This window comes from Marinobacterium sp. YM272, from assembly GCF_050908845.1.
GTDB lineage: Bacteria > Pseudomonadota > Gammaproteobacteria > Pseudomonadales > Balneatricaceae > Marinobacterium_D.
Map to the genome: position 1 here is coordinate 4,365,024 of NZ_CP194171.1, position 26,501 is coordinate 4,391,524.

24 protein-coding genes are annotated in these 26,501 nt (G+C 58.3%); 12 read left to right on the forward strand and 12 right to left on the reverse strand.

Going from position 1 to position 26,501, the window contains the following annotated elements; all coding sequences use genetic code 11:
- Window positions 1-63 precede the first annotated feature (63 nt).
- The 7 genes from ACQUQP_RS19600 to glaH all read right to left on the reverse strand — a co-directional run bounded on the left by ACQUQP_RS19600 (window position 64) and on the right by glaH (window position 7,959).
- Window positions 64-483 carry a universal stress protein gene (locus ACQUQP_RS19600; RefSeq protein WP_432696713.1) on the reverse strand — a complete coding sequence of 140 codons (420 nt, stop codon included), beginning with the start codon at window positions 481-483 and terminating at the stop codon, window positions 64-66.
- 4 nt (window positions 484-487) lie between these two features.
- A complete protein-coding gene (locus ACQUQP_RS19605) occupies window positions 488-1,804 on the reverse strand; it encodes a TRAP transporter large permease (RefSeq protein WP_432698726.1) in 1,317 nt (438 codons plus the stop codon).
- A complete protein-coding gene (locus ACQUQP_RS19610) occupies window positions 1,804-2,340 on the reverse strand; it encodes a TRAP transporter small permease subunit (RefSeq protein WP_432696714.1) in 537 nt (178 codons plus the stop codon). The genes ACQUQP_RS19605 and ACQUQP_RS19610 overlap by 1 nt, the downstream gene beginning before the upstream one ends.
- 126 nt (window positions 2,341-2,466) lie before the next feature.
- On the reverse strand, window positions 2,467-3,483 hold the full coding sequence (locus tag ACQUQP_RS19615) for a TRAP transporter substrate-binding protein (protein WP_432698727.1): 1,017 nt from the start codon (window positions 3,481-3,483) through the stop codon (window positions 2,467-2,469).
- A 626-nt stretch (window positions 3,484-4,109) separates the two neighbouring features.
- On the reverse strand, window positions 4,110-5,558 hold the full coding sequence (locus tag ACQUQP_RS19620) for an NAD-dependent succinate-semialdehyde dehydrogenase (protein ID WP_432696715.1): 1,449 nt from the start codon (window positions 5,556-5,558) through the stop codon (window positions 4,110-4,112).
- A gap of 118 nt (window positions 5,559-5,676) precedes the next feature.
- Window positions 5,677-6,873 carry an L-2-hydroxyglutarate oxidase gene (lhgO, locus tag ACQUQP_RS19625; RefSeq protein ID WP_432696716.1) on the reverse strand — a complete coding sequence of 399 codons (1,197 nt, stop codon included), beginning with the start codon at window positions 6,871-6,873 and terminating at the stop codon, window positions 5,677-5,679.
- Window positions 6,874-6,993: 120 nt separating this feature from the next.
- Window positions 6,994-7,959, reverse strand: coding sequence for a glutarate dioxygenase GlaH (gene glaH / locus ACQUQP_RS19630; RefSeq protein WP_432696717.1), 966 nt, complete (start codon window positions 7,957-7,959; stop codon window positions 6,994-6,996).
- 180 nt (window positions 7,960-8,139) lie between these two features.
- Here glaH and csiR point away from each other — a divergent pair, with 180 nt between their 5' ends.
- The gene (csiR, locus tag ACQUQP_RS19635; RefSeq protein ID WP_432696718.1) at window positions 8,140-8,829 is read left to right on the forward strand and encodes a DNA-binding transcriptional regulator CsiR; all 690 of its coding nucleotides are present in this window, start codon (window positions 8,140-8,142) and stop codon (window positions 8,827-8,829) included.
- Window positions 8,830-9,396: 567 nt separating this feature from the next.
- On the opposite strand, the gene ACQUQP_RS19640 is transcribed toward csiR, so the two are convergent.
- The 5 genes from ACQUQP_RS19640 to ACQUQP_RS19660 form a co-directional block, all read right to left on the reverse strand.
- Complete coding sequence (locus ACQUQP_RS19640) at window positions 9,397-10,212, reverse strand: alpha/beta hydrolase (protein WP_432696719.1); 816 nt, start codon at window positions 10,210-10,212, stop codon at window positions 9,397-9,399.
- Window positions 10,202-11,863 carry an ABC transporter transmembrane domain-containing protein gene (locus tag ACQUQP_RS19645; RefSeq protein ID WP_432696720.1) on the reverse strand — a complete coding sequence of 554 codons (1,662 nt, stop codon included), beginning with the start codon at window positions 11,861-11,863 and terminating at the stop codon, window positions 10,202-10,204. The genes ACQUQP_RS19640 and ACQUQP_RS19645 overlap by 11 nt, the downstream gene beginning before the upstream one ends.
- The gene (locus tag ACQUQP_RS19650; RefSeq protein ID WP_432696721.1) at window positions 11,838-12,893 is read right to left on the reverse strand and encodes a hypothetical protein; all 1,056 of its coding nucleotides are present in this window, start codon (window positions 12,891-12,893) and stop codon (window positions 11,838-11,840) included. Before ACQUQP_RS19650 ends, ACQUQP_RS19645 begins: the two co-directional genes overlap by 26 nt.
- 41 nt (window positions 12,894-12,934) lie before the next feature.
- Complete coding sequence (locus ACQUQP_RS19655) at window positions 12,935-13,567, reverse strand: hypothetical protein (RefSeq protein WP_432696722.1); 633 nt, start codon at window positions 13,565-13,567, stop codon at window positions 12,935-12,937.
- Window positions 13,568-13,832: 265 nt separating this feature from the next.
- Entirely contained in the window at window positions 13,833-15,146 is a 1,314-nt protein-coding gene (locus ACQUQP_RS19660) for an aspartate aminotransferase family protein (protein WP_432696723.1), read from the reverse strand.
- Window positions 15,147-15,380: 234 nt separating this feature from the next.
- On the opposite strand from ACQUQP_RS19660, the gene ACQUQP_RS19665 reads away from it, so the two are divergent.
- The 11 genes from ACQUQP_RS19665 to ACQUQP_RS19715 all read left to right on the forward strand — a co-directional run bounded on the left by ACQUQP_RS19665 (window position 15,381) and on the right by ACQUQP_RS19715 (window position 26,492).
- On the forward strand, window positions 15,381-16,328 hold the full coding sequence (locus ACQUQP_RS19665; RefSeq protein ID WP_432696724.1) for a LysR family transcriptional regulator: 948 nt from the start codon (window positions 15,381-15,383) through the stop codon (window positions 16,326-16,328).
- 125 nt (window positions 16,329-16,453) lie between these two features.
- Window positions 16,454-17,575 carry a high-affinity branched-chain amino acid ABC transporter substrate-binding protein gene (locus ACQUQP_RS19670; RefSeq protein WP_432696725.1) on the forward strand — a complete coding sequence of 374 codons (1,122 nt, stop codon included), beginning with the start codon at window positions 16,454-16,456 and terminating at the stop codon, window positions 17,573-17,575.
- A gap of 81 nt (window positions 17,576-17,656) precedes the next feature.
- Window positions 17,657-18,586 carry a high-affinity branched-chain amino acid ABC transporter permease LivH gene (livH, locus tag ACQUQP_RS19675; RefSeq protein ID WP_432696726.1) on the forward strand — a complete coding sequence of 310 codons (930 nt, stop codon included), beginning with the start codon at window positions 17,657-17,659 and terminating at the stop codon, window positions 18,584-18,586.
- On the forward strand, window positions 18,586-19,842 hold the full coding sequence (locus ACQUQP_RS19680; protein ID WP_432696727.1) for a high-affinity branched-chain amino acid ABC transporter permease LivM: 1,257 nt from the start codon (window positions 18,586-18,588) through the stop codon (window positions 19,840-19,842). Before livH ends, ACQUQP_RS19680 begins: the two co-directional genes overlap by 1 nt.
- A complete protein-coding gene (gene livG / locus ACQUQP_RS19685) occupies window positions 19,839-20,606 on the forward strand; it encodes a high-affinity branched-chain amino acid ABC transporter ATP-binding protein LivG (RefSeq protein ID WP_432696728.1) in 768 nt (255 codons plus the stop codon). The genes ACQUQP_RS19680 and livG overlap by 4 nt, the downstream gene beginning before the upstream one ends.
- A 2-nt stretch (window positions 20,607-20,608) precedes the next feature.
- Window positions 20,609-21,310: an ABC transporter ATP-binding protein gene (locus ACQUQP_RS19690; protein ID WP_432696729.1), complete on the forward strand. Its 702-nt coding sequence runs from the start codon at window positions 20,609-20,611 to the stop codon at window positions 21,308-21,310.
- A gap of 251 nt (window positions 21,311-21,561) precedes the next feature.
- A complete protein-coding gene (locus ACQUQP_RS19695; RefSeq protein ID WP_432696730.1) occupies window positions 21,562-23,145 on the forward strand; it encodes an MFS transporter in 1,584 nt (527 codons plus the stop codon).
- Window positions 23,146-23,481: 336 nt separating this feature from the next.
- Window positions 23,482-24,306: a maleate cis-trans isomerase family protein gene (locus tag ACQUQP_RS19700; protein ID WP_432696731.1), complete on the forward strand. Its 825-nt coding sequence runs from the start codon at window positions 23,482-23,484 to the stop codon at window positions 24,304-24,306.
- A gap of 200 nt (window positions 24,307-24,506) precedes the next feature.
- Window positions 24,507-24,824 (forward strand): BufA1 family periplasmic bufferin-type metallophore, encoded by a 318-nt coding sequence (locus ACQUQP_RS19705; RefSeq protein ID WP_432696732.1) that lies wholly within the window; start codon window positions 24,507-24,509, stop codon window positions 24,822-24,824.
- A 34-nt stretch (window positions 24,825-24,858) separates the two neighbouring features.
- Complete coding sequence (gene bufB / locus ACQUQP_RS19710; RefSeq protein ID WP_432696733.1) at window positions 24,859-25,749, forward strand: MNIO family bufferin maturase; 891 nt, start codon at window positions 24,859-24,861, stop codon at window positions 25,747-25,749.
- Entirely contained in the window at window positions 25,746-26,492 is a 747-nt protein-coding gene (locus ACQUQP_RS19715; RefSeq protein WP_432696734.1) for an HvfC/BufC N-terminal domain-containing protein, read from the forward strand. Before bufB ends, ACQUQP_RS19715 begins: the two co-directional genes overlap by 4 nt.
- Window positions 26,493-26,501 lie beyond the last annotated feature (9 nt).

Consider the following 26,501-nt stretch of genomic DNA (forward strand, 5'->3'; position numbering starts at 1 on the left):
GTTTCGAAACAATAAAAAAGGGAGCCCGGGCCCCCTTTGGAATCAATCTTTAACATCCCGCAGTCAGCGCTGAACCAGCACCGCGCATTTAGCGTCGGCCGTCACCTTGCGGGTATTGGAACCGAGAAAATAGCGCTCCAGCGGTTTCTTGCAGGCGGCCATGATAATCAGGTCTGCCTGAATGCGACCCGCGACCCGCAGCACCTGGTCGTGCACCACACCGCGCTGGCTGTAAACCTGTCCACGCAGCGCTTCACTGACACAGGTTTCAAACCGCTCGATCACCTGATCCAGCACCGCCTGCTCCACCTCTGTCGGCTTATCCGGCGTGGTTGCCGCCATCAGACTGTGGGTGTAGTTCGGATTCACGTACAGCACCGATATCCGGCCGCCGGAGGACAGCAGTTTTTCCGCGGCCTCCACCTGTGCGGGGAACAGGTCCGCATGATCCGGGTCCATCGGTATCAGAATATTGGTATACATCGCATCACCCCATGATCAGGTTGGGCAGCCAGAGCACGATCTCCGGCACCAGCATACAGAGCACCAGCACCGCCAGTTTGATGGCGATAAATGGCAGTACCGACTTGTAGATATCGCCCATGGTCACACCCGGCGGCGCGATCCCTTTCAGGTAGAACAGCGCAAAGCCATAGGGCGGTGTCTGTACCGCAATCTCGATATTCAGGATCATCAGAATGCCGAACCAGATCGGGTCATAGCCCAGGGATACGGCAATCGGCGTAAACAGCGGCGCGCACATCAGCACGATGATGAATTCGTCGATGATGAAGCCGAGCAGCAGCATGATTACCTGCATCAGGATAATCACACCGATCGGCGGCAGCCCGAGATCCTGGGTAAAGGAGGCGACCATATCCTGAACCCCCATCAGCAGATGGAAGTTACTGAACAGCGTGGCACCGAAAATAATCCACATCGCCACGCTGATCAGAATCGCGGTCTCCAAACCGGCTGATTTGAACATGGCAGGTTTGAAGCGTTTGAACAGGATCGCCAGGATAATCGCACCGACCACGCCGATGGCGCCGGACTCCGTGGGTGTGGCGATACCGGAAATGATGCTGCCAAGTACCGCGAAGATCAGCAGCACCGAGAACAGCCCGTCACGCAGGGTGCGCACCTTCTGACGCGGCGTCATGTTGACCTCGGCACCGGTACCGAGCGGGGCTCGGGTCGGGTTCAGCTTGCAGCTGATAATCACGTAGAGCGCCAGCGAAATAATCGAGATCAGCGCCGGCACCAGCGCCGCGATGAACATCCGGCCCACGGAGTTCTGCGTCGAGGAGGCAAACATGATCATCGGTACGCTCGGCGGAATCAGGATACCCAGACCGCCACCGGCCATGATCACGCCCAGCGCCAGACGCCGGTCGTAGCCACGCTCCAGCATCGGCTTCAGCGCGATACTGCCGGAGGTCATGATGCCGGCACCGATGATGCCGACCATGGCACCGATCATCGAGCAGACACCGATAACGCTGATCGCCAGCGATCCGCGTACCTTGCCGATCATCAGCTGGCTGGCGTTGAACATCGCATCACCGATGCCGGAACGGGTCAGCAGCTGTCCCATATAGATGTAGAGCGGGATCGCCAGCAGGATAAAACTGAAATAGGTGGAATCGATGGTGGACGGGATAATGTTGAAGATCCCCTCCCCCCAGGTGGCATAACCCACGGCCATGGCGATACCGCCAAGCGCCAGGCCCACCGGCGCCCCAAAGGCAAACGCCAGCAGAATGCAGCCGAGCAGCAGCGCGGTCAGCAGTTCGATACTCATCATGACTCTTCTCCCGCTTCAAACAGATCGCGACCGCTGATCAGGCTGTACAGATCCTCCAGCCACTGCGCCAGCAGCTGCAGCGCCATCAGGCTGCCGGCGGTGATCATCATCACCCAGAAGTGGTGCATGTGCGGCGCCCACTCGCTCTGGCGGCGATAGTTGAACTTGATCGCCTCTATCAGCTTGTCGACGCTGATATCGATAAGCACCAGCATGAAATAGAACGCCAGGGCATAGGTCAGCAGGTTGAACACCCGCCGCGTGCGCTCCGAAACCTTGAGATAGAGGATATCCACGTTGATGTGGGCACGGCGCTGCTGGGCGTAGGCACCGCCCAGTGCCGCGATGTAAGCGAAAATAAACAGAGACAGGTCGTAGGCCCAGATGGTCGGGCTGTTCAGCACGTAACGAGCGAACACCTCGAATGCCACCACCAGCGCGAGCACCGGCACAAACCAGGCCATCGACTGCCCGATCAACCTGACGATAAACTGAACGCTGAGGACATAGCCTCTCAGCAGAGTTGCGATCATAGCGATTACCCCGAAATGAATTCAGCTTACGCCGACGCCGGCCGAGCCTTGCGAGAGAACTCCTTTCCTCGTCCGCGTAAACTGAAAAAGGGTGGACTCTCGCCCACCCCCGGTATCCGATGCGGATTATTCAGCCACGTCTTTCTCAAGCACCTCGATCAGACGGGCGCTGTAGTCGCTTTCCTTGGCATACTCTTCCCACAGGTTGGCGCCCGCCGCCTTCCAGGCCTGGCGATCTGCTTCGCTCGGCTCCGGGCTCCACTGCAGACCCTTGGCCTCCATATCGGCAATCGCTTCAGATTCCCACTTGCGGGACTTGGTCAGCTGATCCTTGGCGTGCACGCTGGTTGCCGCCTTGACGATCGCCTGCAGGTCTTCCGGCAGTTTGTTCCAGGCCTGCTGGTTAACGATCACCGGCAGTACCTGGGCACCCGCCAGCGGCAGACGGTACATGTACTTGGCCACTTCCACATGGTTGCCGTCGCGGTGGTCGATCATGTTGGAACCGATGGAGCCATCGATAACGCCGGTGGAGAGGCTGGTGTAGATCTCGCTCCAGGCCAGGTTAACCGGAGACGCACCCAGGTTACGCAGGAACTTGCCGTAGGCACCCGGCGCACGGATCTTCAGCCCTTCAAAGTCGGCAACCGAGTTGATCGGCTCCTTGGTGATGATATAAACCGGCGGCTGGATGTAAGGGTCCAGGTACTGGACGCCGTGCGCAGCGTAGGCCTCGCTGAGCACATCAGCGAAACCTTTTTCGTAGAACAGATCCATCAGTTTGGCCGGGTTGTCGGTACCGCCCGGCAGACCCACTTCGATCACGCCTTCGGACATTTCACCGGCGTGCATCGGCTGAAAAGGCGCCCCCATGGTGATCAGGCCGCTCTTTACCGCGCCAAAGATACCGTTGGTGCTGACGCCCTCACCGGCGTACATCATTTTCACGGCAATGCGACCGCCAGACATCTTTTCGATGTTATCGGCCATGCTCTGGTAGACCTCGCCAAACGCAGTGCCGCGGCTGTAAAGGTTTGCAAACCGCCAGTTGTATTCTGCGGCGGTAGCGCTGGCGACCGAACCCAGGGTCAGCGACAGCGCAACGGCGCCCGTAGCAACGGTGCGAGACATTTTTCCGAGCATGCTTTTCATGGACCTATTACCTCTTTCTTTATAGTGGACAGCGGTCTTTGCCGAGTCCTTTTGAGTCAGTCGGATGACAACTGGATTTGGACTATGGCAAAGGGCTTACAGGCGTTAAACGCCGTACGCCACATGTTTACTTTGAAGGTGATCAAACAAAATCAATATCCAGGAGGGGGTATTTTTGTTGCAGAAATCACGCACCAGACAGGTGCATTCAAGATGGTTCATTAGCCCGGCCGGGCGGCAGAAAGCGCGCCATTATCCACAAAATCCGAGCATATAAAAGACAGAGCATTACATTAGTGCACACACATTTTTTGATGCTCAAATATGGTGAGACCAGATTAAGGCAGGTAAAAAACAGCGCAAGCCCGCAATCAACGATAATTTTTTTTATCGGACCCTTAGCATTGCCTCCGACAGTGGATTGCTTGCGGCTGGAAATCACCGGCTGTCGATAAAGCAGGTCTCTTTTTCATCACTCCCCACGCCATCAGCGTGGCCTGGCGCTGCCAGTGACTCTTTACCAGGCCCCATTAAAAACCCCGGCCTGGTCGGGCCGGGGTTTATCGGAGGCAAGGGCTGCTGACGCCCTCAGGACTGTTACTGCTGCGGGAGCCGGATCAGATACCGCCCATGCAGAGGTATTTGATCTCCAGGTAGTCGTCCAGGCCGTGCTTGGAGCCTTCGCGGCCAATACCGGATTCCTTCACGCCACCAAAGGGGGCCACCTCGTTGGAGATAATGCCTTCGTTGATACCCACCATGCCGTACTCGAGCCCTTCGGCCACGCGCCAGCAGCGACCGATATCGCGGGAGTAGAAATAAGCCGCCAGCCCGAAAGGCGTGGCGTTGGCGCGCTCGATCACATCCTCTTCATCATCGAAGACAAACAGCGTGGAGATCGGGCCGAACAGCTCCTGGCTGGCGATCGACATCTGTTCGGTCACGCCGCTGAGCAGGGTCGGTTCATAGAACAGCTCACCGGCATCGGAGCGCTGACCGCCCATTTCCAGTTGCGCACCCTCTGCCACCGCATCTTTAACCACCTGTTCAACACGCTCAATCGCTTTCAGGTTGATCAGCGGTCCGATTTCGACGCCTTCCTGATTACCGGCACCTACTTTCAGTGCGCTGACACCCTGCTTGAACTTTTCAACGAAGGCATCAAGCACCGAACGCTGCACGTAAACACGGTTGGTGCAGACGCAGGTCTGACCGGCGTTACGGTACTTGGAGATCAACAAACCTTTGACGGCCGCATCCAGATCCGCATCTTCAAAGACGATAAACGGCGCGTTACCGCCCAGCTCCAGCGACACCTTTTTAACGGTATCGGCAGCCTGATGCAGGATATGCTTGCCCACCGGGGTGGAACCGGTGAACGACACCTTGCTGACCAAAGGATGAGACGTCAGCGTATCGCCCACGGAAACCGGGTCTGCCGTGGTGACAATATTGATGACACCGGGCGGGAAGCCGGCCTCCTCTGCCAGCGCGGTCAGTTCAAGCGCCGACAGCGGCGTATCTTCGGCGGGCTTGAGCACCACGGTGCAACCGGCCGCCAGCGCCGGTGCGATCTTGCGAGTGATCATCGCCACCGGGAAGTTCCACGGCGTAATCGCCGCGACCACACCGATCGGCTGGCGAATGGTGACGAGACGAGAGGTCGGTGACGGCGACGGGATATGCTCGCCGTAGGCGCGCTTGCCCTCTTCCGCGAACCACTCGGCAAAAGAAGCGCCGTAGGCGACTTCGCCACGCGACTCGGCCAGCGGCTTACCCTGCTCCGCGGTCATCAGCTGAGCCAGTCTTTCCTGATTATCCATGATCAGCTCGTACCAGCGACGCAGCATCTGGGCCCGTGCTTTCGCGGTGGTCTTCTTCCAGCTGGCAAAGGCCCGGTGCGCGGCTTCGACGGCGGCACTGGCTTCGCCGGCGCTCATATCAGGTACGTCAGCCAGGTGCTCACCGTTCGCCGGATTCAGTACGGCCAGCGTTTTACCGGAAGCAGCGGAGACCCACTGTCCATCGACATAGGCCTGAGTCTTGGTAATCAGTGTGCTTGTCATAGTTAACTCTCGGAGATCCTAGGGTGATGGATGGATACTAACACCGGCACCCTGGTGCCGGTTGATCGCCTGTAAACGTTCAGTTTCACCCGCCTCAAACAATACTCTTCGTGCGCCATTACAGATCGAACTGAGTACTGGCCTCAGCAATGATGTAACGACCGATCGGCAGCGCCGAGGTCGCGGCAGGAGAAGGCGCGTTGCAGACGTTGATAGTGCGGGCGGTTTTGACGAACAGAAAGTCGTCCACCAGCTTGCCATCCCGGGAGACCGCCTGAGCGCGCACGCCTGCAGGGTAGGAAGTCAGATCCGATTTTTCCACCGAGGGGCAGTATTTCTGCACCTGTTTCAGGTAACCGCCCTTGAACAGGGAGTTTTTCAGCTCGACCAGGCCCGGCTTGAGGTTCTTCTGCAGCACCTTGCGGATACCGGGATAGCCCAAGGTTTCCAGACTGTCCGCCAGGGAGATATCGGTCTTGCGGTAGCCTTCGCGCTTCCACGCCAGCACCGCGTTGGGGCCGACGGTAACGGTGCCATCGATCATGCGGGTCAGATGCACACCAAGGAACGGCATCGACGGATCCGGGATCGGGTAGATCAGGTGGTTGACGATCTGGTTGTGCTTTTCCGGCAGCAGATAGTACTCGCCACGGAAGGGGCAGATGCGGAACTGCGGCTCCAGCCCCAGCATGCGCACCACGCGGTCGGCCATCAGGCCGGAGCAGGAGATCAGGTAGCGGGCGTTGAAACTGCCCTGGGTGGTGCTGGCAACGACCTCGCTGGAGGACTCTTTCACAGCGGTCACTTCAGCGCCGTAGCGGATCTCGCCACCGCGTTCGATGAAACGGCGCGCCATCGCCTCAGTAACCTGTTTGTAGTTAACGATGCCACTGGAGGGAACAAAGATGCCACCGATACCGGTGATGTTCGGTTCCCGCTCGCGCAGCTCCTCGGCATTAAGCCAGTAGCGCTCAAGCCCGTTGGCCTCGGTGCGCTCCCAGAGCGCCTTCATCCGCTCCATTTCCAACTCGTTGGTGGCCACCAGCAGCTTGCCGCACTCTTCGTATTTGATGCCGTTTTCCTGGCAGAAATCCTTGGTATTGCGGTTGCCCTCAAGGCAGAACTTGGCCTTCAGGCTACCCGGCGTGTAGTACACACCGGCATGAATGACGCCGGAGTTATGCCCGGTCTGGTGTTCCGCCGGGCCGGCCTCTTTTTCCAGCACCAGCACTTTCTTATCCGGGTAACGTCCCAGCAGCTGCATGGCGGTAGACATACCGACAATGCCGCCACCAATAATCAGAAAATCGTACATCTATGTCCTCTCAAGAAGAGTTCTCACGAAGAGTTCTCACGAAGAGCGTTTACATAAAAACCACCGGTATCGCTACCGGTGGTTTTCGATCATAGCCGTTTTAGCTTTGCGATCACCAACCTACTGGTTGGGCTTGCGCAGAGTTTTGGCGCGGGTGAAGTAGCCGCGCTGACGCATCAGCTCGCGACGCAGACCCGGGTTGGCTGTGAACTTGTCACGGCCGTGCAGCCAGAAGTGGTTATTGATCAGCAGGAAGCTGCCGGTGGGTACCGGCACCGACAGGATAGACCGGCTGCCTTCCAGCGATTCCGACAGGTCGGTGAGCCAGTTACCTTCGATATCATCTTTCGGCTGCACGAACTGGTCGATGTAGGACATGATCGGACGCCCGCTGCGGTCCAGATCGAACACCGGGTGGTACACATCCTTGGCGGCATTCTTGCTCGGCGGCGCCGCCCAGCGCATTTCCCGGTGAGCCAGGGTATCGGTACTGAATTTTTCCAGCTCTTCCCAGTCGTCCAGATGCAGCAGCAGGGAGTTACCGCCTTCCATGTTCTGCTCATCGATCTTCAGCATCAACACGTAATCGGTGTCCTGCTCGACGTAGGTGCCGTCGTTGTGCAGTTCCATGACGCGATGTGCCTGGCGCAGGTAGCTGTCGGAGTTGTCCTCGTTCTGGACCACGAAGCGGGCGTAGTACTGGCCGCTCATCGCGTCGAAGTTGGAGCGCCCGAACAGGTGGGCCACGGCGGTGGTGAACTTGACCATCTCCTCCGCCTGCTCCACCTGGTCCAGCCCTTCCGGCGTGATCAGCAGAGCACCAGTGTCGCGATCCACCAGTTTTTCGACCAGTAGCGGCTGCAGCTGGTTGCCACATAGATCATCCAGAATTTTGCCGACGCGGAAGCGCAACATCGACTTGTATTCCAGCGCCTGTACCGGCCAGTGGGTGACCGCCTGCAGAAAGGCATCAACCACCGGCTTTTCAAAGCGCAGCTCCAGCAGGCGCGGGCTCAGGGAGGAAGGTTCCAGGGTAAAACCGGCTGAGTGTTCAGTTTCAGCGGATACCGCAGCGGCTAGGGACATGGGGCTACCTCGGTTTTCTCTGTTATTGGTGAGTTGTTGTTGGGGTCTAAAAACAACTTAATATTTACGTTATGCAAAAATATCTACATTTTTAACTTTCGTCAACAAAATAACCCTTTTGCTGATATATCGGGCTAATCGCTATAATCCCCCCCACCCTGATCAGAGACCGCACACGCCATGCCCGCTAACGAAGAAAAAAGTAATCTGGCAAACCTCGCCTATGCCGCGCTGAAGCGGGATATCACCGAAGGTGTATTCCAGCCGGGCGACAAACTGCTGATGAGCGGGCTCAAGGAGCGCTATGAGATCGGCGCCGGCCCGATGCGTGAGGCGCTGTCCCGGCTGGTATCAGAACGGCTGGTCACGGCGATCAGCCAGCGTGGTTTTCGCGTCGCGCCGATGTCGATCGAGGAGCTGAAAGATATCTACTTCGCCCGCGCCCAGCTGGAGGCGATGATCACCGAGCTGGCCGTGGCCCGGGGCGGCGATGAGTGGGAAGCGGATGTGATTGCCACCGCGCACAGGCTCTCAAGGGTGACTGAGGTGCAGAGTGCTGATGAGATGCTGAGCGTCTGGGACAGCCGCCACAAGGCGTTCCATTACGCCATCGCCAGTGGCTGCGGCTCCGCCAAGCTGCTGGAGCTGCGCGAAACCATGCTGGATCAGGCGGAGCGCTACCGGCAACTCTGGCTGCGGGAAACCGTTTTCTCCGCCGATGCGCTGCACACCAAACAGGAAGAGCACCGGGAGCTGATAGACGTGCTGATGTCAGGCGATGCCCAGGCGTCACGCCGCATGATGTTTGACCATATGATGAATCCGATCCCGATTATCATTCGGATACTTGAAGCCCGCGGCCTTGCCTGAATCGAAACCGGAAACCGCCCGGTCAGCCGGATACGCCAGCTAAACGGAGAGATCCAGAGCCAAACGGGCTGAGTCTCGACAGCGATCTATCGCCGGCCGTTGCTATTCTGCTCTGACTCCATCGGCCATGATCGGGAGGTTCTTCCTCAAACCCTCTGGCTATCGCTATAGGTGCCGCCCCTCAAGAAACTGCCGATAGCGCAATATCTTGCGCCATCCTCCGTCTTTGGGCCGGTATTTGTAATAGCGATCGCCCTCACGAAACACTGCTCGGCAGGAAAACGGTTTGTTCTCCATACTTAGACAGATCTGATCATCCTCAGTGAGTTTCCAGCGGCCGTCTCGCTTCTCCCAATACCGGACCTGCTCAACCTTCCCGTCGGGGTGATAGTAACTAAAGCTAGTTGTGCCCGAAGAGAGGCTGTAGGACTCAACCGTTTTGCCAACAAAAAGGGCTTTCAGCTCTCCCTTGCTCAGTCTGACCGCCTCAACCTGCGGTTTGACCTGGCATCCGGTCAGGATCCCAAGGGTTAACGCACCTATTGTTATCTTTGCCCACATCTTCACCTAGCCCCCCAGATTTCGAATAAATTGTTCTAATGGCGGCAACATCAGCCCGCTCTTTACGCTCGCATCAAAATCATGCGACTGCCCCTGCATCAGCTCGAGCGATACAGGGGGCGAGACCCCAAGTTCAGAACGCTGGCCATTGATAGTCTCAACCCATCTGTTTGCCCTCTCTATACGGTCTTTACCCTGGCTCCTATCAAGGCGCGCATTTGTGCGCAGTGCAGAGTCACGCTGATAGTCCTGGTCTCCAACCAGCGCCAGCATAGGCAGCATTGCCAGCTCGTTCCGACGAGGCTCCCCTAACCATTCCGGCCAGTTTTTGACTCCGTAGGGATAGCTAACATCCGGGTCGGGCAGCGTGTACCAACCCGCGCTACAGACACTCAGCGAGGCCACGCGTTCGGGATGCAGATACGCATAGCGATGGGCAAACTGTGCTCCACCCGAATAACCAACCAGATGCACTTTCAATTGAGGAAGCATTCGAGCCGACTGCCAAGTGAGCAACAGCATGCTTAGCGCGAGATCAGCCCGCAGCTGTTCCGGATTTGCGGCAAGCCTCTGATAGTTAGGAAAGCGTTCCCGATCGAATAGCGGCGCCATCAGGCAGATACCAAGGCGCTCGGCCAGAGAACGAAACGCTTCTGCCTGGCTAAGGTAATTACGCGATATACCGTGCACTGCCACAAGCACGCGATCCCTCCGCCGCTCGTTGGATGGTCTGTAGATCGCGCATTTCATGAAGTATGCTGATCTCAGATTCACATCAACACACTCACCCGACACCGGCATGGACAGGAACTCAGACAGCATAGACTCGTCCCCCTTCCGGCTTTTTATCTCCCGCAGGAATACGAACAGCGCTGAATTGGTGATCTGCCGTTAACTGCCAATGCTGAGTACAATGGGCCTTAAGCTCTGGGAGATTAGTGCAGAGCAGAACACCACCAGGATAGCAATCGAGCACTTTGATAAGGATATAGAGGATGGCGGCATCCAGGTGAGCCTCATGACTGTCGATTAACAGATACTCTGGGCGTCGCAGCAGCGCTCTGGCCAACATAAGGCGATAGCGGTCACTGCTTGGGAGGTTTGCCCCGGCCTCAAGCACTTTCGTATCCAGGCTCAGGCCATTCTCGATCGACCACTCAAGACCGCAGAGTTGAAGCACCTCTTGATAGTAGTTTTCTTCATAGCCGCGGCGTCCGTAGAACAAATTGCTACTCACCGTTCCACGAAGTAATGGGAGGTCATTACTGACCAGTGATACACTTTTACTCCAGACTTTTGGATCAAGCCGGTTTTGCGGGGTACCTGCCTTCTCCACGCGTCCGACCGTATCCGGTTCAAGCCCCGCTAGCAGACGCAGCAGAGTACTTTTCCCACTCCCACCCGGACCACTCAAGACTATCCTGTCCTGAACACCGAAAGTGGCATTAACCGGAGGCAACCGCTTCGGAACCTCGGCCCCTACAAGCGTCAACGGGCCGCGCCGTTTTCTCTTCAGACCATGACCTGATCTTCGGCTCGGATGTGACTTGAGGGATAGAAAACGCTCCAGTTTATCTGTCGCGACCCGGTTCAGGGTCCACAACTCATAAACCCGACTCAATCGTCGAAGGTTGGCAAGAAGGTAGATTGCGGCGATCAGAATCAGCGAAAAATCGGATGCTGTGATGAGCGAGCGTGAAACCAGCGTCTGGCCTGTTAATACCAAAAAAACGAGGGTAATGAGCACCATGGCCTCGTTTGCCCCGCGCAGCATTCCTGATGTCCGGGCGCGCCGATTAAGTGCATTGCGCAATCGATTTCCCTGACGCTCGAAGCGGCGCTGCTCACGCCCCAGCTGATTGAACAACCTTATCACGTCGATCGCCGCCAGCTTCTCGCTTACGTTACGGATCATGCGCGCCCGCTTCTCACGCGCCTCCTCCGAGACTCGGTATAGGATTCGGCCCAGGCTGTAATTAACCACAGCCGACAGGAGTAAAGGCAGCACAACCGATAACGCCAGGCTCCAGTGCAGCAATGTCAGCGCCATCAGTGAAGCCGCCAACCAAGTGCCTAACACCACCATCGGTGCTAACCCCTGCACTATCCAATTGCGGATAGCTCCCATATCTCCAGTCAGCCTTAGCAGCGTCCCACCTTTGGTAATTCTGGCGTTGTGGCGAGAGGGAAGGTTTAAAGCATGCACCAGAACCCGTTGGCGTAACTCCTGTACATAGTCCTGCGCCAGCACCTCAGCCCCGTAACGCTCCACGAAACGTCCTACAACCAAAACAACCAGAGCCAACAAAATGCCCAGTAACGGATAGAGGTAATCGGAAGCCTGCGCAACTCCGCCCAACCTCCGCGCAAGTAGAAACAGACCAGCCAAGGCTGCTGAAAGCAGAAGCCCACTGACAATCAGTTGGCAGAATAGTCGCCGTCGCAGACTAGTCGACAGCACCGAGGGCAACATCACAGCCTCTGAACAGGGAAGCTAAAACCGACTGTATAACCTCTACCGACTGCAACTGTTCCGGTGTATGTACCGGCAAAGCAGTTGCAGCAGCCACCTCCCGCGAAGCCACTGGCGATCGCGTAAGCACCCCGCTGATGGCAAAAACCGGCAGCCCAGCCATCGCTACCCGCTGCGCTACGTAGGTTGCCGCTGCCGCACTGTCTCCTGCCACTAAGACGCCACCGAAGAGACCAACAAATTCCTGCGTTGACATCAACGCCTCTGTTTCCGGCTGTAAAAGGCCATCGGCGACTTCGACAACCATCACATCGGCTTGCTTTTGCATCGCACGCCGACCGATTCTCGATAAAATATCAATCACCTGTGCTGGTGTTGCTCCTACCGTGGATGCAAACCCTGCATCAACAAAATCAGCGACATCTATCGCTCCCGCGTCATACATTCGCCAGTAATCAGGCCCAGCACCGGTGCCTGTCAACTTGGCTCCCTGTACACGATATCCAGCATTACTTAGGCCGCGGATAGCAGCGCAGGCCATAGTCGTTTTGCCCGCGTCCATATCGCTGCCGACAACCATTACCAGCGGAAGGCCATGATTGCCTATCGATGCCGGGGGCAGTCGCTGAAAACGTTTCAGATTGAGAGGCACGCCCTCAGCATCAGCCAAGACCCCTTCAAGAAACAACTCGGTAGCGGGTTTTACCTGACTGTTGCGATCGGACACACAGGCTGCGATCCCGCCAGCGGCCACCAGATGACAGGCACCCAAAGCGGATGGCAGTTCTGCTCTGTATTGCGCGGTTGCGTAACGCGAACCCGCAGCCAACACCAAACGGTCTCCTCGGTATATCCAGACGCGCCTCCCACTAGGGTCCTCCAGACGCGTATGCTGTCGAATACGTTCGACACGCGCTAATACCAAGTCACCCGCCTCTGGCGCCTGATTTCCAAAGCGTTCTGCCAACGACAGGTCGACATTTCGTGTTATGAATGCCCGTTTGGCATTAGCTACCTGAATCGCAACCAACGCTCTCCCCTCATTATTTAAGGCTTTTATTCTGCCTGATATCAGTGACGCAACCCCTTGACCATATCGGCTATGAGGTTCGCATTCGCCTCTTTTGGATTCAGCAAATACTCCAGGCGAGTCACTTTGATCTGACGACCGGGTCGCGAGACGCTTTCCTTGACGACCATCCCCAGATCAGGCGCGTAGCTTATTTCTCTACGCTCCTTGAAAGGTTTTTTGGAGAATGGGTTGAAACGGTTGCAACTGTAGTTTTCGACAAGCCATTCTCGTTCCATCAACGACTCCCGTGCCTTACCGTCATAGCGGCATCGCCAATGGCGCTGCGCGCTAGTTCCATCAGTTTTGGTGCGTTGGCTGATAAAGGCGATTGATTTGCTATCCCCGAAAGGCATGAGCAACGGCACTTTTGTCAGATCAATATGCCGCGTGTAGCCGCCGCGCTCACGGGGGAAACGCTGGTATTCCAAGGTAGGGAAGTAAGGCAGGAAAGAAAGTCTGTAAAGCCTTTTACGCGCGCTTTCCCAAAGAGTCCAATCGGGCGTCTGCTCGACCAGTTTTTTGACCTGCCCATTTGAGTAGATCGCCACAGAGCCGGTCTGAAGCTCAGTCGCCTGAACCAGCGTCACAACCGACAAGAGCAGGACGGCGAATATCGAGGTCAGTAATTTCACGCTGATATCCCTTATTGTTGTTCTCATAGAGTGCCTCCGTGCCCTTACCCAAACATTAAAACCTTAGAAGTATAGTGGATATTTCCGTAATACTCCGTTAGCCAGCACGTCCCCTCACCTTCCTTAAAGAACATCGACCTGCATTTACCGCAGGCATAAAAAAACCGGCTCCCACAAACGTGGAAGCCGGTAAAGCACGATGTGACAATCCACACCAGGGTGTGCGTCAGAACAGGGGGCGGGTCACAATCCTCCCCCTGCTTTTTCAGGCAAACATCTCGCGAGCAATGGAGCCGAGGGTATCGACGATCTGGTCGATATGCTCCTTCTCGATGATCAGCGGCGGCGAGAAGGCGATGATGTCGCCCACGGCGCGCACCGACAGGCCTTTCTCATAGCAGCGCTGCATGATCTTCGGTCCTACCAGCGAGCCATCCGGCGCTGCATACTGAACCGCCGCCACCAGGCCGCAGTTACGCACATCAACAATGCCGGGCTCGCCCTGCAGTGAGTGCAGTGCGGTTTCAAAGTACTCGCCGATCTCACCACTAGCGCGCTCGAGCAGACCTTCGCCCTCATAGATATCCAGGGTGGCCAGACCCGCCGCACAGGACACAGGATGCGCAGAGTAGGTGTAACCGTGGAAGAACTCGATGCTGCCTTCCGGCGCCGCGTTGACCACGGTGTCGTAGATTTCGTCGCGGACGAAGACCGCACCCATCGGCGCGACACCGTTGGTGATGCCTTTGGCTGAGGTGATCATATCCGGCTCGACGCCGAATTTCTGCGAGGCGAACGGCGCGCCCAGGCGGCCCCAGCCGGTGATTACTTCATCAAAGATCAGCAGGATATCGTGACGGGTACAGATCTCACGCAGCTTCTGCAGATAACCGATCGGCGGCAGCACCACGCCACCGGCACCGGAAATCGGCTCAACGATCACGGCGGCGATGGTCTCGGCACCGTGGAACTGCAGCAGGTTTTCCAGCTCCAGCGCTTTTTCAATGCCGTGCTCCGGCAGGCCCTTGCTGAAGGCATTGCGCGCGATATCCAGGGTGTGCGGCAGGTGATCAACCGGCAGCAGCGGACCGAAGCCCTTGCGGTTCGGCGTTAGACCACCCACGGAGATACCACCGAAGTTAACCCCGTGATACGCCTTTTCACGGCCGATAAAGCGGTATTTACCGCCCTTGCCACGGGCATTCTGGTAAGCCAGCGCGATCTTCAACGCACTCTCTACGGCTTCAGAGCCGGAGTTGGCGAAGAAGACGCGGTTCAGGTTTTCCGGGGTGTGCTTGACAAGGCGTTCTGCAAACTCAAAGCCGATATCATGACCCAGGTTGAACGGCGAGGTGTAATCCAGCTTCATTGCCTGGTTACCCATGGCTTCTGCGATCTGGCGGCGACCGTGACCGGCGTTGACGCACCAGAGACCTGCGGTGGCATCAAGGATTTTGTCGCCACGATCATTGTGCAGCCAGACACCTTCCGCCCGTTCGATAATCCGGGGCGCGTTTTTGAAAGCTCTGTTGGCCGTGAACGGCATCCAGAAATGATCCATGCTTTGATAGTTTTTCATGGTGCAGACCTTGTTGGGCATGTTGGCCGGGCATGGCCAATTGAATGACAGTGAGGCCAGTGTAGGGCCGGGACCGTTGGGCAAAAAAGGTTGACCGATAAAAGCCCAGTTTTAACTGCATCAAACTTTAAGGCGGCTACAGACTCATTGCGCGCGTCCTCCCAAATGGCTATTGGGTAAGCGATCGGCTTTTATTACCATTCAATGCTCAGGGTTTTCAGGATCGGCACAGGCATGAACTCACGCAAATACTGGCTTGGACAGGTTGGCGACTTCGAAATAAAGCAGCTCCGCGTATTCGCCACCGTGGTTCAATGCGGTGGTTTTTCCGCGGCGGAAACCGAGCTCAACATCACCCGCTCCACCATCAGCATCCATATCGCCAACCTGGAAGCACGGCTGAATCTGAAGCTTTGCCACCGCGGCCGCTCCGGCTTCTCCCTCACCGAAGAGGGCAGGATCATCTACGAATCGGCCAAGAACCTGTTTGGTTCGCTCGAGGAGTTCCGGGCTACGGTGAACAACCTCAACGCCACCCTGTCAGGCGATCTGCGGCTGATCTTTTCAGACACCGTCAGCGGCGACTCCCGTCTCGGCCTGTCGGATCTGATCAGCGAGGTCAGCGAACGGGCGCCCGATGTCTATATCACCGTCGATGTGGCCTCCATGGCAGAGATCGAGCAGATGGTGATCAACGAGGAAGCCGAGGTGGGCTTTGTCCCCCGCCACCACAATATCGACGGCCTGAATTATCTGCATCTGTTCACCGATACCTGCCGCGTCTACTGCCACCGCAGCCACCCACTGTTCGATATCCCGGACGAGGAGATTAGCGACGCCATGATCGACAGCTATCCTTTTATCCAGGCAGGCCTGAAGCCACACCAGGGTGCGGCGAGCATGATTGCCAACAAGGAGCTGCGCGCCACCGCCTACTATTATGAAACCCGACTCGCACTGATCCGCTCCGGCCGCTATCTGGGCTTCCTGCCGGAGTACTACGTGGCCAGCGAAACCGAGGCTGGCGAGCTGCGCCCACTGAAGCCGCAGCTCAACTGTTACGATCTGGATCTGTGCGCCATCGTGCGCAAGTCATCCCGGGCCAACAAGGCCAGGGATCTGTTTATCAACCTGTTGCAGGAGAAAATGACCCGCCTGCACGAAGGTGACGCGAATCACTGATTTTAGGCGTTTTTTCCTGAAAACCTGCCTGTACCGACGAAAACCTTCTGTGTAATATCGGATGAAAGTGAACCATTGAACGATTCTTCACCGGATCAAAAAAAGATGGACTGAGGGGAGACAACATGGCGATTACGATGAAAGGCTTCAGCAAAACCCTGTTGGCAACCGCAGCCGCACTGGCTATTGCCGGTACTGCGCAGGCGGAAACACTGAAGATTGCACTGGCAGGCCCGGCCACCGGCCCGGTTGCCCAGTACGGCGATATGCAGAAGATCGGCGTCGAAGCGGCAATCGACTACTTCAACGCCAATGGCGGCATCAACGGCATGGACGTGGAAGGCGTGATCTACGACGACGCCTGCGATCCGAAACAGGCCGTGGCCGTGGCCAACAAGATCGTCAACGACGGCATCACCCACGTGGTGGGTCATCTCTGCTCCAGCTCCACGGAACCTGCCTCCGATATCTACTACGAGGAAGGCATCCTGATGATCACGGCGGCTTCCACCTCGCCGAGCATCACCGAAAAAGGCTACGACACGATCTTCCGAACCATCGGCCTGGATAGCCTGCAGGGCACACTGGCGGCGGATTACATCAGCGGTACGGTGAAGCCTGAGCGCGTCGCGGTTATCCATGACAAGCAGCAGTACGGTGAAGGCCTGGCCACCACCGTGCGCGACGCTCTGGTCGACGCCGGCATTGAGCCGGTGATGTTTGAAGGTGTCACCGCCGGTGACAAGGACTTCTCAGCGCTGATCGCCAAGCTGCAGAAAGCCGACGTGGATTTCGTCTACTACGGCGGCTACCACCCGGAGCTGGGCCTGATTCTGCGCCAGAGCAAGGAAAAAGGCTTCGAAGCCCAGTTCATGGGCCCTGAGGGTATCGTCAACTCCGACCTGGCGAAGATCGCCGGCGACGCCACCGAAGGCGTGCTGGCCACTGCACCGAAAAGCTTCGACCAGAACCCGGAAAACGCCGAGCGCGTAGCGGCCATCGAAGAGAAAGGCCTGGACCCGACCGGTCCGTTCGTGTTCCCGGCCTACGCGGCGGTGCAGATCATGGCTGACACCATCGCGGCGATCGACAGCACCGATCCGATGGCGATGGCCGAGTACATCAGCGCCAATGATTTCGATACCGCCATCGGTCACGTCAAGTACGACGACAAGGGCGACCTGACCGAGTCCACCTTCCTCGTGTACCAACTGCACGCAGACGGTTCCAAGACAGCGGCCCAGTAAGGCCGCTCTTTTCTCTCTGAACCCAATACCCCTGGCATCATCCGGTGCCAGGGGTATTCCCTGTTTCACTGGTAAGCCGCGATGACTGAAGCCAGCCTCTACCTCCTGCAGCAGATAATCAATGGACTGACCATCGGCTCAACCTATGCCCTGATCGCCATCGGCTACACCATGGTGTACGGCATCATCGGAATGATCAATTTCGCCCATGGCGAGATCTACATGATCGGTTCCTATATCTCCTTTATCGTCATCACCGGTCTGCTCGCGATGGGACATATCGCCCTGCCGGTGGTGCTGTTCATCGCCATGCTTGTGGCCATGCTCGTGGCCAGCAGCTATGGCTGGGCGATAGAACGGGTCGCCTACCGGCCGCTGCGCGGCTCAAACCGCCTGATCGCACTGATCTCCGCCATCGGTATGTCGGTGTTCCTGCAGAACTATGTGGTTCTGGCCCAGGGATCCCGCGATATCGCCATGGCACCGCTGATCTCCGGCAGCATGCTGGAATTCGGCTCGCTGGAGACCTTCGAGGTCACCATCTCCTGGATGCAGATGCTGATCTGGCTGGTCACCCTGGTCTCGATGACGCTGCTGACCCTGTTCATCTCCCGCTCCCGCATGGGCCGCGCCTGTCGCGCCTGCGCCGAAGATCTGGGAATGACCAACCTGCTGGGCATCGATACCAACCGCATTATCGCCATGACCTTTGTGATCGGCGCCGCACTGGCCGCCATCGCAGGTCTCTTGCTCGGCCTCTACTACGGCGTGGTCAATCCGTTCGTCGGTTTTATCGCCGGCCTGAAAGCATTTACGGCCGCGGTGCTCGGCGGTATCGGTTCGATCCCCGGGGCGATGCTCGGTGGCCTGATTCTTGGCGTCACCGAGGCCCTGACCGCGGCTTACTTCCCGTCCGAATACAAGGATGTGGTCTCGTTCGGGCTGCTGGTACTGATCCTGCTGTTCCGGCCCACCGGTATTCTGGGTAAACCGGAGGTGGAGAAAGTCTGATGCACGGATCTCTGTATAACGCGGTTTTCGCAGCGGGTATCACCTTTGTGCTGACCTGCCTGATGCTCGGCGTCGAACTCGGTACCGAGGGTACTACGCTGACGGTCCGGGGGGCCGACGCCGAACGCTGGACCTGGATCGGCGCCGGTATCGCACTGGTGTTTGTCGTCCAGCTGTTCTCGGCCCGGATCGATGCGTTTTTCGGCCGCATCCCCAAACCGAACCTGAGCGCACTCAAGCCGGAAGAGTCCAAGTGGCGGGTGATCAAGCCCTGGGCACTGGCGGCACTGATCCTCGGCATGCTGATCTGGCCCTTTATGGCCTCCCGCGGCGCGGTGGACCTGGCCACCCTGACGCTGATCTACATCATGCTGGGTCTGGGCCTTAACATCGTTGTCGGCCTCGCTGGTCTACTCGACCTGGGTTATGTGGCCTTCTATGCGGTGGGAGCCTATACCTACGCCCTGCTGTCGGAGTATTTCGGCTTTTCGTTCTGGGCCTGCCTGCCGATCGCGGCGCTGCTGGCTGCCACCTTCGGCTTCCTGCTCGGCTTCCCGGTACTGCGTCTGCGCGGTGACTACCTGGCGATCGTGACGCTAGGTTTCGGTGAGATCATCCGTATCCTGCTGAACAACTGGACCGGTCTCACCGGCGGCCCCAACGGCATCTCCGGTATCGAGAAACCAACGTTGTTTGGCCTGGAGTTCAGCCGCCGCGCCAGCGAGGATGCCCAGACCTTCCACGAGTTTTTCGGTATCGACTACGCCAGCAGCCAGAAGGTGGTTTTCCTCTACCTGATCGCCGTGGTACTGGTATTGATCGTGCTTTACCTGATCAACCGCCTGATGCGGATGCCGATCGGCCGTGCCTGGGAGGCGCTGCGCGAGGATGAGATCGCCTGCCGCTCCCTGGGCCTGAACCGCACCGTGATCAAGCTGTCGGCGTTTACGCTGGGCGCCTCCACCGCAGGCTTTGCCGGCTGTTTCTTTGCCGCTCGCCAGGGCTTTATCAGCCCGGAATCGTTCATCTTTATCGAATCGGCAATCATCCTGGCGATCGTGGTGCTCGGCGGCATGGGTTCCCAGGTGGGTGTTATCTGCGCGGCGATCGTGATGACGATTCTGCCGGAGCTGGCCCGTGAGTTCTCCGAGTACCGCATGCTGATGTTCGGCCTCCTGATGGTGCTGATGATGCGCTGGCGTCCCCAGGGCCTGGTACCGATGAAGCGTCCCCACCTGGAGTTGAAACAACAATGAGTCAGTTACTGCTTGATGTTAACGAGCTGACCATGCGTTTCGGTGGTCTGCTCGCGGTTAACGAGGTCAATCTGAAGGTCAAAAACCGTCAGATCGTCTCCGTTATCGGCCCCAACGGCGCCGGCAAAACCACGGTGTTCAACTGCCTGTCCGGCTTTTATATCCCCACCGATGGCAGCGTACTGTTCAACGGGCAGCAACTGGCCGGGCTGAAGGATTTCCAGATCTCCCGTAAGGGGCTGGTACGCACCTTCCAGCATGTACGCCTGTTCAAGCGCATGACGGTGATCGAGAACATGCTGGTGGCCCAGCACCGCCATCTGAACACCAACCTGTTCTCCGGCATGTTCAAGACGCCCAGCTACCGCCGCCTGGAAAAGGAAGCGATGGACCGGGCGATCTACTGGCTCGAAGAGGTCAACCTGCTGGAGCACGCCAACCGCGAGGCGGGCTACCTGGCCTACGGTCAGCAGCGCAAGCTCGAGATCGCCCGCTGCATGTCGACCCAGCCGCAACTGCTGCTGCTCGACGAGCCGGCGGCCGGCCTTAACCCCAAAGAGACCAGGGAGCTGGATGAGCTGATCATCCGACTGCGCGACGAGCACGAAATATCGGTGCTGCTGATCGAGCACGATATGAGCCTGGTGATGGGTATCTCGGATCATATCTACGTGATCGCCCAGGGCACGCCCCTGGCGGACGGCAGCGCAGAAGAGATCAAGAACCATCCCGATGTTATCAAAGCGTACCTAGGGGAGGGCTGAGCATGCTGAAACTCAGAAATGTGAATACTCACTACGGCCAGGTCCAGGCACTTCACGATGTATCTATCGATGTAAACCAGGGCGAGATCGTCACCCTGATCGGTGCCAACGGCGCCGGCAAGAGTACGCTGATGATGACCGTCTGCGGCTCGCCCCAGGCCTCCTCCGGCAGCATCGAATTCGAAGGTGAGGCGATCGAGAAGCAGCCCACCTCGATGATCATGCGCAAGGGGCTGGCCGTGGTACCTGAGGGTCGGCGCATCTTCCCCGGTCTGACCGTGGCGGAAAACCTGCACATGGGTGCCTACTTCAGCGACAAGGCCAGTTACGAGGCGCAGCGGGATCATGTGCTGCAGCTGTTCCCGCGCCTGCAGGAACGCTACCACCAGCGTGGCGGTACCATGTCCGGCGGCGAACAGCAGATGCTGGCGATCGGCCGGGCACTGATGAGCCACCCACGGCTACTGCTGCTCGATGAGCCCTCACTGGGTCTGGCACCGATCATCATCCAGCAGATCTTCGGCATCATCGAACAGCTGCGCGATGAGGGGGTAACGATATTCCTGGTAGAGCAGAACGCTCACCAGGCCCTGAAGATAGCCGATCGCGGCTATGTTCTGGAGAACGGCCGTGTGGTGATGAGCGATACGGGAGCCGCTCTGCTGCAGGATGATTCAATCAGCAAAGCCTACCTCGGCGGCTGACTCTACACGCTAACCAGAGCGACGCTATCAGGGCGGTGCCGGTCATGACGGCACCGCTTTATTTTCTTTGAACGGCGCGACTTAACCGTTACATTCACAGGCGATACTGCTCGGCAGCCTATCGCCTGCACCCGCTGCTCTGGCGGGGTTTCCATGGCAGGCTTAATTGCTAGACTGTAACCGCATTTTTGTGAGGGATAACGGCGCGCCAGCCGGCATGCCGACTACCCGCTGTTTGGATGGAGTCACCTGTGCGACTGATAGTTATCTCCCTGGCTGCTCTCTTTATCAGCCTGATGCTGGTTATCGGCGGTAACGCCTACCTGCTGACTTACCTGGGTATCCGTCTGGGTGCCGAGGGTGTGCCGCCGACCCAGGTCGGTTTCGTCATGGTGGCCTACGCCATTGGCTTTGCCATCGGCTCCCACTATGCAACGAACATGGTGGCCAAGGTTGGCCACATCCGTACCTTTGCGGCCATGGCATCGCTGACGGCCATGGCATCGATCAGCTATCCACTGCTCGATTCCGTCTACTTCTGGGCACTGCTGCGTTTTGTCGGCGGCATCACCGCCGCGGCGCTGTATGTCATCATCGAAAGCTGGTTCAGCGCCGTCGCCACAAACAATAATCGCGGCACACTCTTCGCGCTGTACCAGATCGCGGCGTACGGCTCCTCAACCCTGGCACAGCTTACCGTGGGTCACAGTGAACCGCTGGGCTCGGTGCCCTTCACCGGTGCCGCACTGGTGCTGCTGGCAGCGATCATTCCACTGTCCCTGTCGCGCATGCAGTCGCCGCATATGGAACCTGGCCCCAAGATGTCGCTGTTGACGCTCTACCGGGAAGCGCCCCTGGGCCTCACTTCTGCCTTCGTTGGCGGCATCCTGCTCGGCGCTTTCTATTCAATGGTGCCTCTGTTCGGCAGCCTGACCAACATGAGCATCGCCGAAGTATCCAAGCTGATGACAGCATCCGTATTAATGGCTCTGATACTGGCCTGGCCTCTGGGCTGGGTCTGTGACCGGTTACAGCGCAGCCAGGTGATGCTGGTGATCACCCTGACCGGTACCTTCCTGAGTATCGGCATGGTGGTGAGCGTGGATCAAGCGTTTATCCTGCGCCTGGCGCTCTCGGCGCTGCTGCTCGGCACCCTGTCTATGGTGTATTCCCTGGCGGTGGCGTTGACCAATGACCGCATCGACAGTAGTGCCCGTGTCGCGGCCAGCTCTGCACTGATGCTCTCCTACGGGGTTGGCAGCATAATAGGTCCGGTGGCGGGTTCCATGCTGATGGAAGCCTTCCAGCCGCAGTCCATGTTCCTGGGATTCGCGGCGCTGCTGCTCGGACTGACCATCTATGCGCGCCACCGCCAGAAACTGATGCCGCCGCTACCGGTTACCGCGCAGGAGCACTATGTGGCCACCATGCCGGAAACCCAGATTTCCAAGGAATTCGACCCGCGTTATGAAACCGAGGAGGAAAACGGCCCCACCATTGAGGATATTTTCCCCGACGAGTGGGTCCAGGCCTGGGGCGACGACGCCAAAGAGAAAGAGCCCGATGGCGACCTCTCTGCCGCCGGCGAGGAGATCGAGGTGGGTGGTGAGATGATCGGCATGGAGGAGCATGAACCCGGTTACTGGGAAGAAAAACACAAGGCCAAAGAGCAGGCCAGCGTCACTGACACTGACGGGGCAGCAGAAACGCCCGCTGCAGAAGAGGTGACGGCAGCAGAGGCAGACAAGCAGAGCCCAACGCCGGGCGAGACGACTGAAAGTCGCGCCGATGACACGGATGCCGAATCCAGCAGCAAGGATAAAAAACCGGATTAACCCCTGCCTGACAACAGATAGAGGGCGCCAGCCGGCGCCCTCTATCTGTTGTTTTACCTGCCATCCAGATCGCAGATAAATAGCGCAACGGGCCCCAAAGAGGGGCAGTTCATCCGCCCGGAAACCGATCAATCCCCGCCAACGTCCCCATCGCTCAGCTATTACCCGGTTCATCAATCAGAGTGAAAGGAACCGACATTCAACTGTTTAGTCTATTTTTCATACAGCTCTTGTTGCTGTCGTCTGTTCCTCTGAGACGATAACAGCCGTCACGGCACGGCACTTGCTCGCCCTTCTGTTATCGGCTTTATGCCAAACACCAAGCGGGAGAACGCCATGATCAGCCAACTGCTTGAGCATTCACGCCCACTGGATGAGATCGCGCCCCTGGGCCGTATCGGCCTGGTGGCGCTGTCCACCGACTTCAATAGCGAGCAGGACCTGCGCCGCCTCTACCCTGCCGGGGTTGAGGTATTCACCAGCCGGGTGGCCAATCACAACCCGATGACGCTGGAAAACCTGCGCGCCATGGCGCCTGGGATAACCGGTGCCGCGGAGCTGATCCTGCCGGGCATAAAACTGGATGTGATGGTATACGGCTGCACGGCAGGCACGGTGGCCATAGGCCAGGAACGGATCGAAGACCTGATCAGGTTGGCCCGCCCCGGCGTGCCGGTTACCAACCCGCTTTTGGCGGGCATTGAGGGCTGCCGCGCCTTGGATGCACGCCGCATCTCCCTGCTGACGCCCTACACCGAGGATGTAAACCTGGAACTGGCAGAGCAGTTCACGGCTCGGGGTTTCGAAGTTCTCAGTATCGCCGGACTCGGGTTCACCGACGACCGTCTGGTGACCGGCATCTCGCCGCTGGATATCGTCGACGCCGCCGTGACCGCCTGCGATCCGCTGGCGGACCTGCTGTTTATCTCCTGCACCGCGCTGCGTGCTTCCCTGGCGATCGCACAGATCGAGGCACGCCTGGGCAAGCCGGTGGTCAGCAGCAACCAGGCGATCGCCTGGCACAGCCTGCAACTGCTTGGCTTTAGCGGCCAGATCAGCGGTTTCGGTCGCCTTTTCGATCAGCCGGCCGAAGAAGAGATCCCGGCCAACCTGGCGCACCTCCTCAACCTGCCGCCGGATCCCGGCACCTCTCCCAAGTAACCACCCCTGTTCGCCACCCGCTGTCTTAAGGCCATAGCGGGGGCGAGTCCTGTTTTTACCCAGCGAAAAAGTTTTTTCGTTTTCCGTGTAAGGAATGCGTTGCCGCGCCGACTATCGCAGCAAGAAGAGGATGTGCTGTTTCTCTTCTCGAAAAGAAACGGCTGCAAAAGCCAACGCACACAAAAAACCGGAGAACGATCATGTCTATTAAGACTACCACTGCTACGACCTTTGCACTGGCTCTGGGTACTGCGCTCAGCCTCAGTTCCATCCAGGCTTCGGCCGCGAGCGACGGCATGGAGAAAAGTGGCGATATGGAGAAATGCTACGGCGTTTCTCTGAAGGGCCAGAACGACTGCAAAGCGGGCCCCGGCACTACCTGCGCCGGTACCGCGAAGAAAGACTACCAGGGTAACGCCTTCAAACTGGTGCCTGCCGGCACCTGCACCGAGATGTCATCCCCCACCTCGCCCACCGGCATGGGCCAGATGGAAGCCTTTGAAGAGAAAATGTCGTAAGCCAGAAAGACTGGCAACAGTGGGAGGTTTGACCATGAACAAGCAAACGCAGAGCATAAAGCTGCCGGCCAGACCTCCCAGTGCGCTGCCGGTGAGCGCCGGTATCGGACTCAAGCCGGAACACTTCACGCCGCTTCTGGAGACCCGCCCGGCGCTTGGATTTGTCGAGGTCCATGCCGAGAACTACATGGTGGCGGGCGGCCCCTTCCACCACTACCTGCAGCAAATTCACGAACACTACGCACTGTCGGTCCACGGCGTGGGACTCTCCATCGGCGGCAGCGAACCGCTGGATGAAGCCCATCTGGACCGGCTGAAAACCTTGATCGAGCGTCACCGGCCGGAACGCTTTTCGGAGCATCTGGCCTGGTCCAGCCACGCCGGTCATTTCATGAACGACCTGCTGCCACTGCCCTACACCAGGGAGCGCCTGCAAAGGGTCTGCGACCATGTGGACCGGGTGCAGGAGCGATTGGGCCTGCAGATGCTGCTGGAAAATCCGGCAACCTACGTCCAGTTCAGCGCCTCAACCTATGCCGAGCCCGAGTTTATCGGCGAGGTGATCCGCCGCACCGGCTGCGGCCTGCTGCTGGATGTAAACAACGTCTATGTCAGTGCGATCAATCACGGTTTCAGCAGCCAGGCGTATATCTCCGCTCTGCCCTGCAACCGGGTTGGCGAAATCCACCTGGCCGGCTTCGCCCGGGACAGCGATGCCCAGGGCGCACCGCTGCTGATCGACAGCCATGATGCGCCGGTGGCCGATGAGGTCTGGAGACTGTATGACTACGCCCTGCAGCAGACAGGGGCCGTTGCCACGCTGCTGGAACGAGATGCCAACCTGCCGCCCCTGACGACGTTGGTGGCGGAGGCACAACGCGCCGCGGAGCGGCTCAGGATGACATCCCTGGAGGTGGCGTCATGACAACCGAAAGCAGTTTTCAGCAGGCGCTGCTCTGCGCTGAGCAGCCACCTCCCGATGGCCTCACCAGCTGGCACGGCCAGACTGACCCACTGCGTTTCGATGTCTATCGCAACAACGTCATTGTCTCGTTGGTCGACACCCTGGCCAGCACCTTTGCCGTGGTTCAGCAGCTGGTTGGCACTGCGTTCTTCCGCGCCATGGCACGGGAGTTTCTGCGCGACCCGGCCCACCTGCCGGAAAGCCCGGTACTGGCGCATTACGGCGCAGACTTTCCCGCCTTTATCGCCTCTTTCAGGCCCGCGGACTCGCTGCCATTTCTGGCGGACGTGGCACAGCTTGAGTGGCTGAGGCTGCAGGCATTGCACGCAGCTGACGTAACAGCCGTGGATAGTGAGGACTTAGCAACACAACTTGGGAAATACCCGGGCCGGGCGCTGAGACTGCGTTTTCATCCAGCCATGTCGCTGTTCACCAGCCGCTACGCGGCGGTATCGATCTGGGCGGCTCACCAGGGGCTACTGGAGCTGGCCGATGTGCGTCCGGATCAGCCGGAGCAGGCGCTGATTCTAAGGCCCGGGCTGGAAGTGGAACTGATCCCGTTGGAGCCTGAAGCCGCAGGGCTGATTGGCCGTTTGCTGGCCGGCGAAGCGCTTCCCCTGTCCAGTCGCAGCCCCGCCCTGGAGGCAGTTATTCAGCTGTTGTTGCACCAGGGCGCGATCACCGGCATCGATGCCAGCGTTTAACAGGAGAGA

Bases quoted from the DNA above. Each gene is read 5' to 3' on its own strand.
- ACQUQP_RS19600 (WP_432696713.1), bottom strand. From the start codon at position 483: ATGTATACCAATATTCTGATACCGATGGACCCGGATCATGCGGACCTG.
- ACQUQP_RS19605 (WP_432698726.1), bottom strand. From the start codon at position 1,804: ATGAGTATCGAACTGCTGACCGCGCTGCTGCTCGGCTGCATTCTGCTG.
- ACQUQP_RS19610 (WP_432696714.1), bottom strand. From the start codon at position 2,340: ATGATCGCAACTCTGCTGAGAGGCTATGTCCTCAGCGTTCAGTTTATC.
- ACQUQP_RS19615 (WP_432698727.1), bottom strand. From the start codon at position 3,483: ATGCTCGGAAAAATGTCTCGCACCGTTGCTACGGGCGCCGTTGCGCTG.
- ACQUQP_RS19620 (WP_432696715.1), bottom strand. From the start codon at position 5,558: ATGACAAGCACACTGATTACCAAGACTCAGGCCTATGTCGATGGACAG.
- lhgO (WP_432696716.1), bottom strand. From the start codon at position 6,873: ATGTACGATTTTCTGATTATTGGTGGCGGCATTGTCGGTATGTCTACC.
- glaH (WP_432696717.1), bottom strand. From the start codon at position 7,959: ATGTCCCTAGCCGCTGCGGTATCCGCTGAAACTGAACACTCAGCCGGT.
- csiR (WP_432696718.1), top strand. From the start codon at position 8,140: ATGCCCGCTAACGAAGAAAAAAGTAATCTGGCAAACCTCGCCTATGCC.
- ACQUQP_RS19640 (WP_432696719.1), bottom strand. From the start codon at position 10,212: ATGCTGTCTGAGTTCCTGTCCATGCCGGTGTCGGGTGAGTGTGTTGAT.
- ACQUQP_RS19645 (WP_432696720.1), bottom strand. From the start codon at position 11,863: ATGTTGCCCTCGGTGCTGTCGACTAGTCTGCGACGGCGACTATTCTGC.
- ACQUQP_RS19660 (WP_432696723.1), bottom strand. From the start codon at position 15,146: ATGAAAAACTATCAAAGCATGGATCATTTCTGGATGCCGTTCACGGCC.
- ACQUQP_RS19665 (WP_432696724.1), top strand. From the start codon at position 15,381: ATGAACTCACGCAAATACTGGCTTGGACAGGTTGGCGACTTCGAAATA.
- ACQUQP_RS19670 (WP_432696725.1), top strand. From the start codon at position 16,454: ATGGCGATTACGATGAAAGGCTTCAGCAAAACCCTGTTGGCAACCGCA.
- livH (WP_432696726.1), top strand. From the start codon at position 17,657: ATGACTGAAGCCAGCCTCTACCTCCTGCAGCAGATAATCAATGGACTG.
- ACQUQP_RS19680 (WP_432696727.1), top strand. From the start codon at position 18,586: ATGCACGGATCTCTGTATAACGCGGTTTTCGCAGCGGGTATCACCTTT.
- livG (WP_432696728.1), top strand. From the start codon at position 19,839: ATGAGTCAGTTACTGCTTGATGTTAACGAGCTGACCATGCGTTTCGGT.
- ACQUQP_RS19690 (WP_432696729.1), top strand. From the start codon at position 20,609: ATGCTGAAACTCAGAAATGTGAATACTCACTACGGCCAGGTCCAGGCA.
- ACQUQP_RS19700 (WP_432696731.1), top strand. From the start codon at position 23,482: ATGATCAGCCAACTGCTTGAGCATTCACGCCCACTGGATGAGATCGCG.
- ACQUQP_RS19705 (WP_432696732.1), top strand. From the start codon at position 24,507: ATGTCTATTAAGACTACCACTGCTACGACCTTTGCACTGGCTCTGGGT.
- bufB (WP_432696733.1), top strand. From the start codon at position 24,859: ATGAACAAGCAAACGCAGAGCATAAAGCTGCCGGCCAGACCTCCCAGT.
- ACQUQP_RS19715 (WP_432696734.1), top strand. From the start codon at position 25,746: ATGACAACCGAAAGCAGTTTTCAGCAGGCGCTGCTCTGCGCTGAGCAG.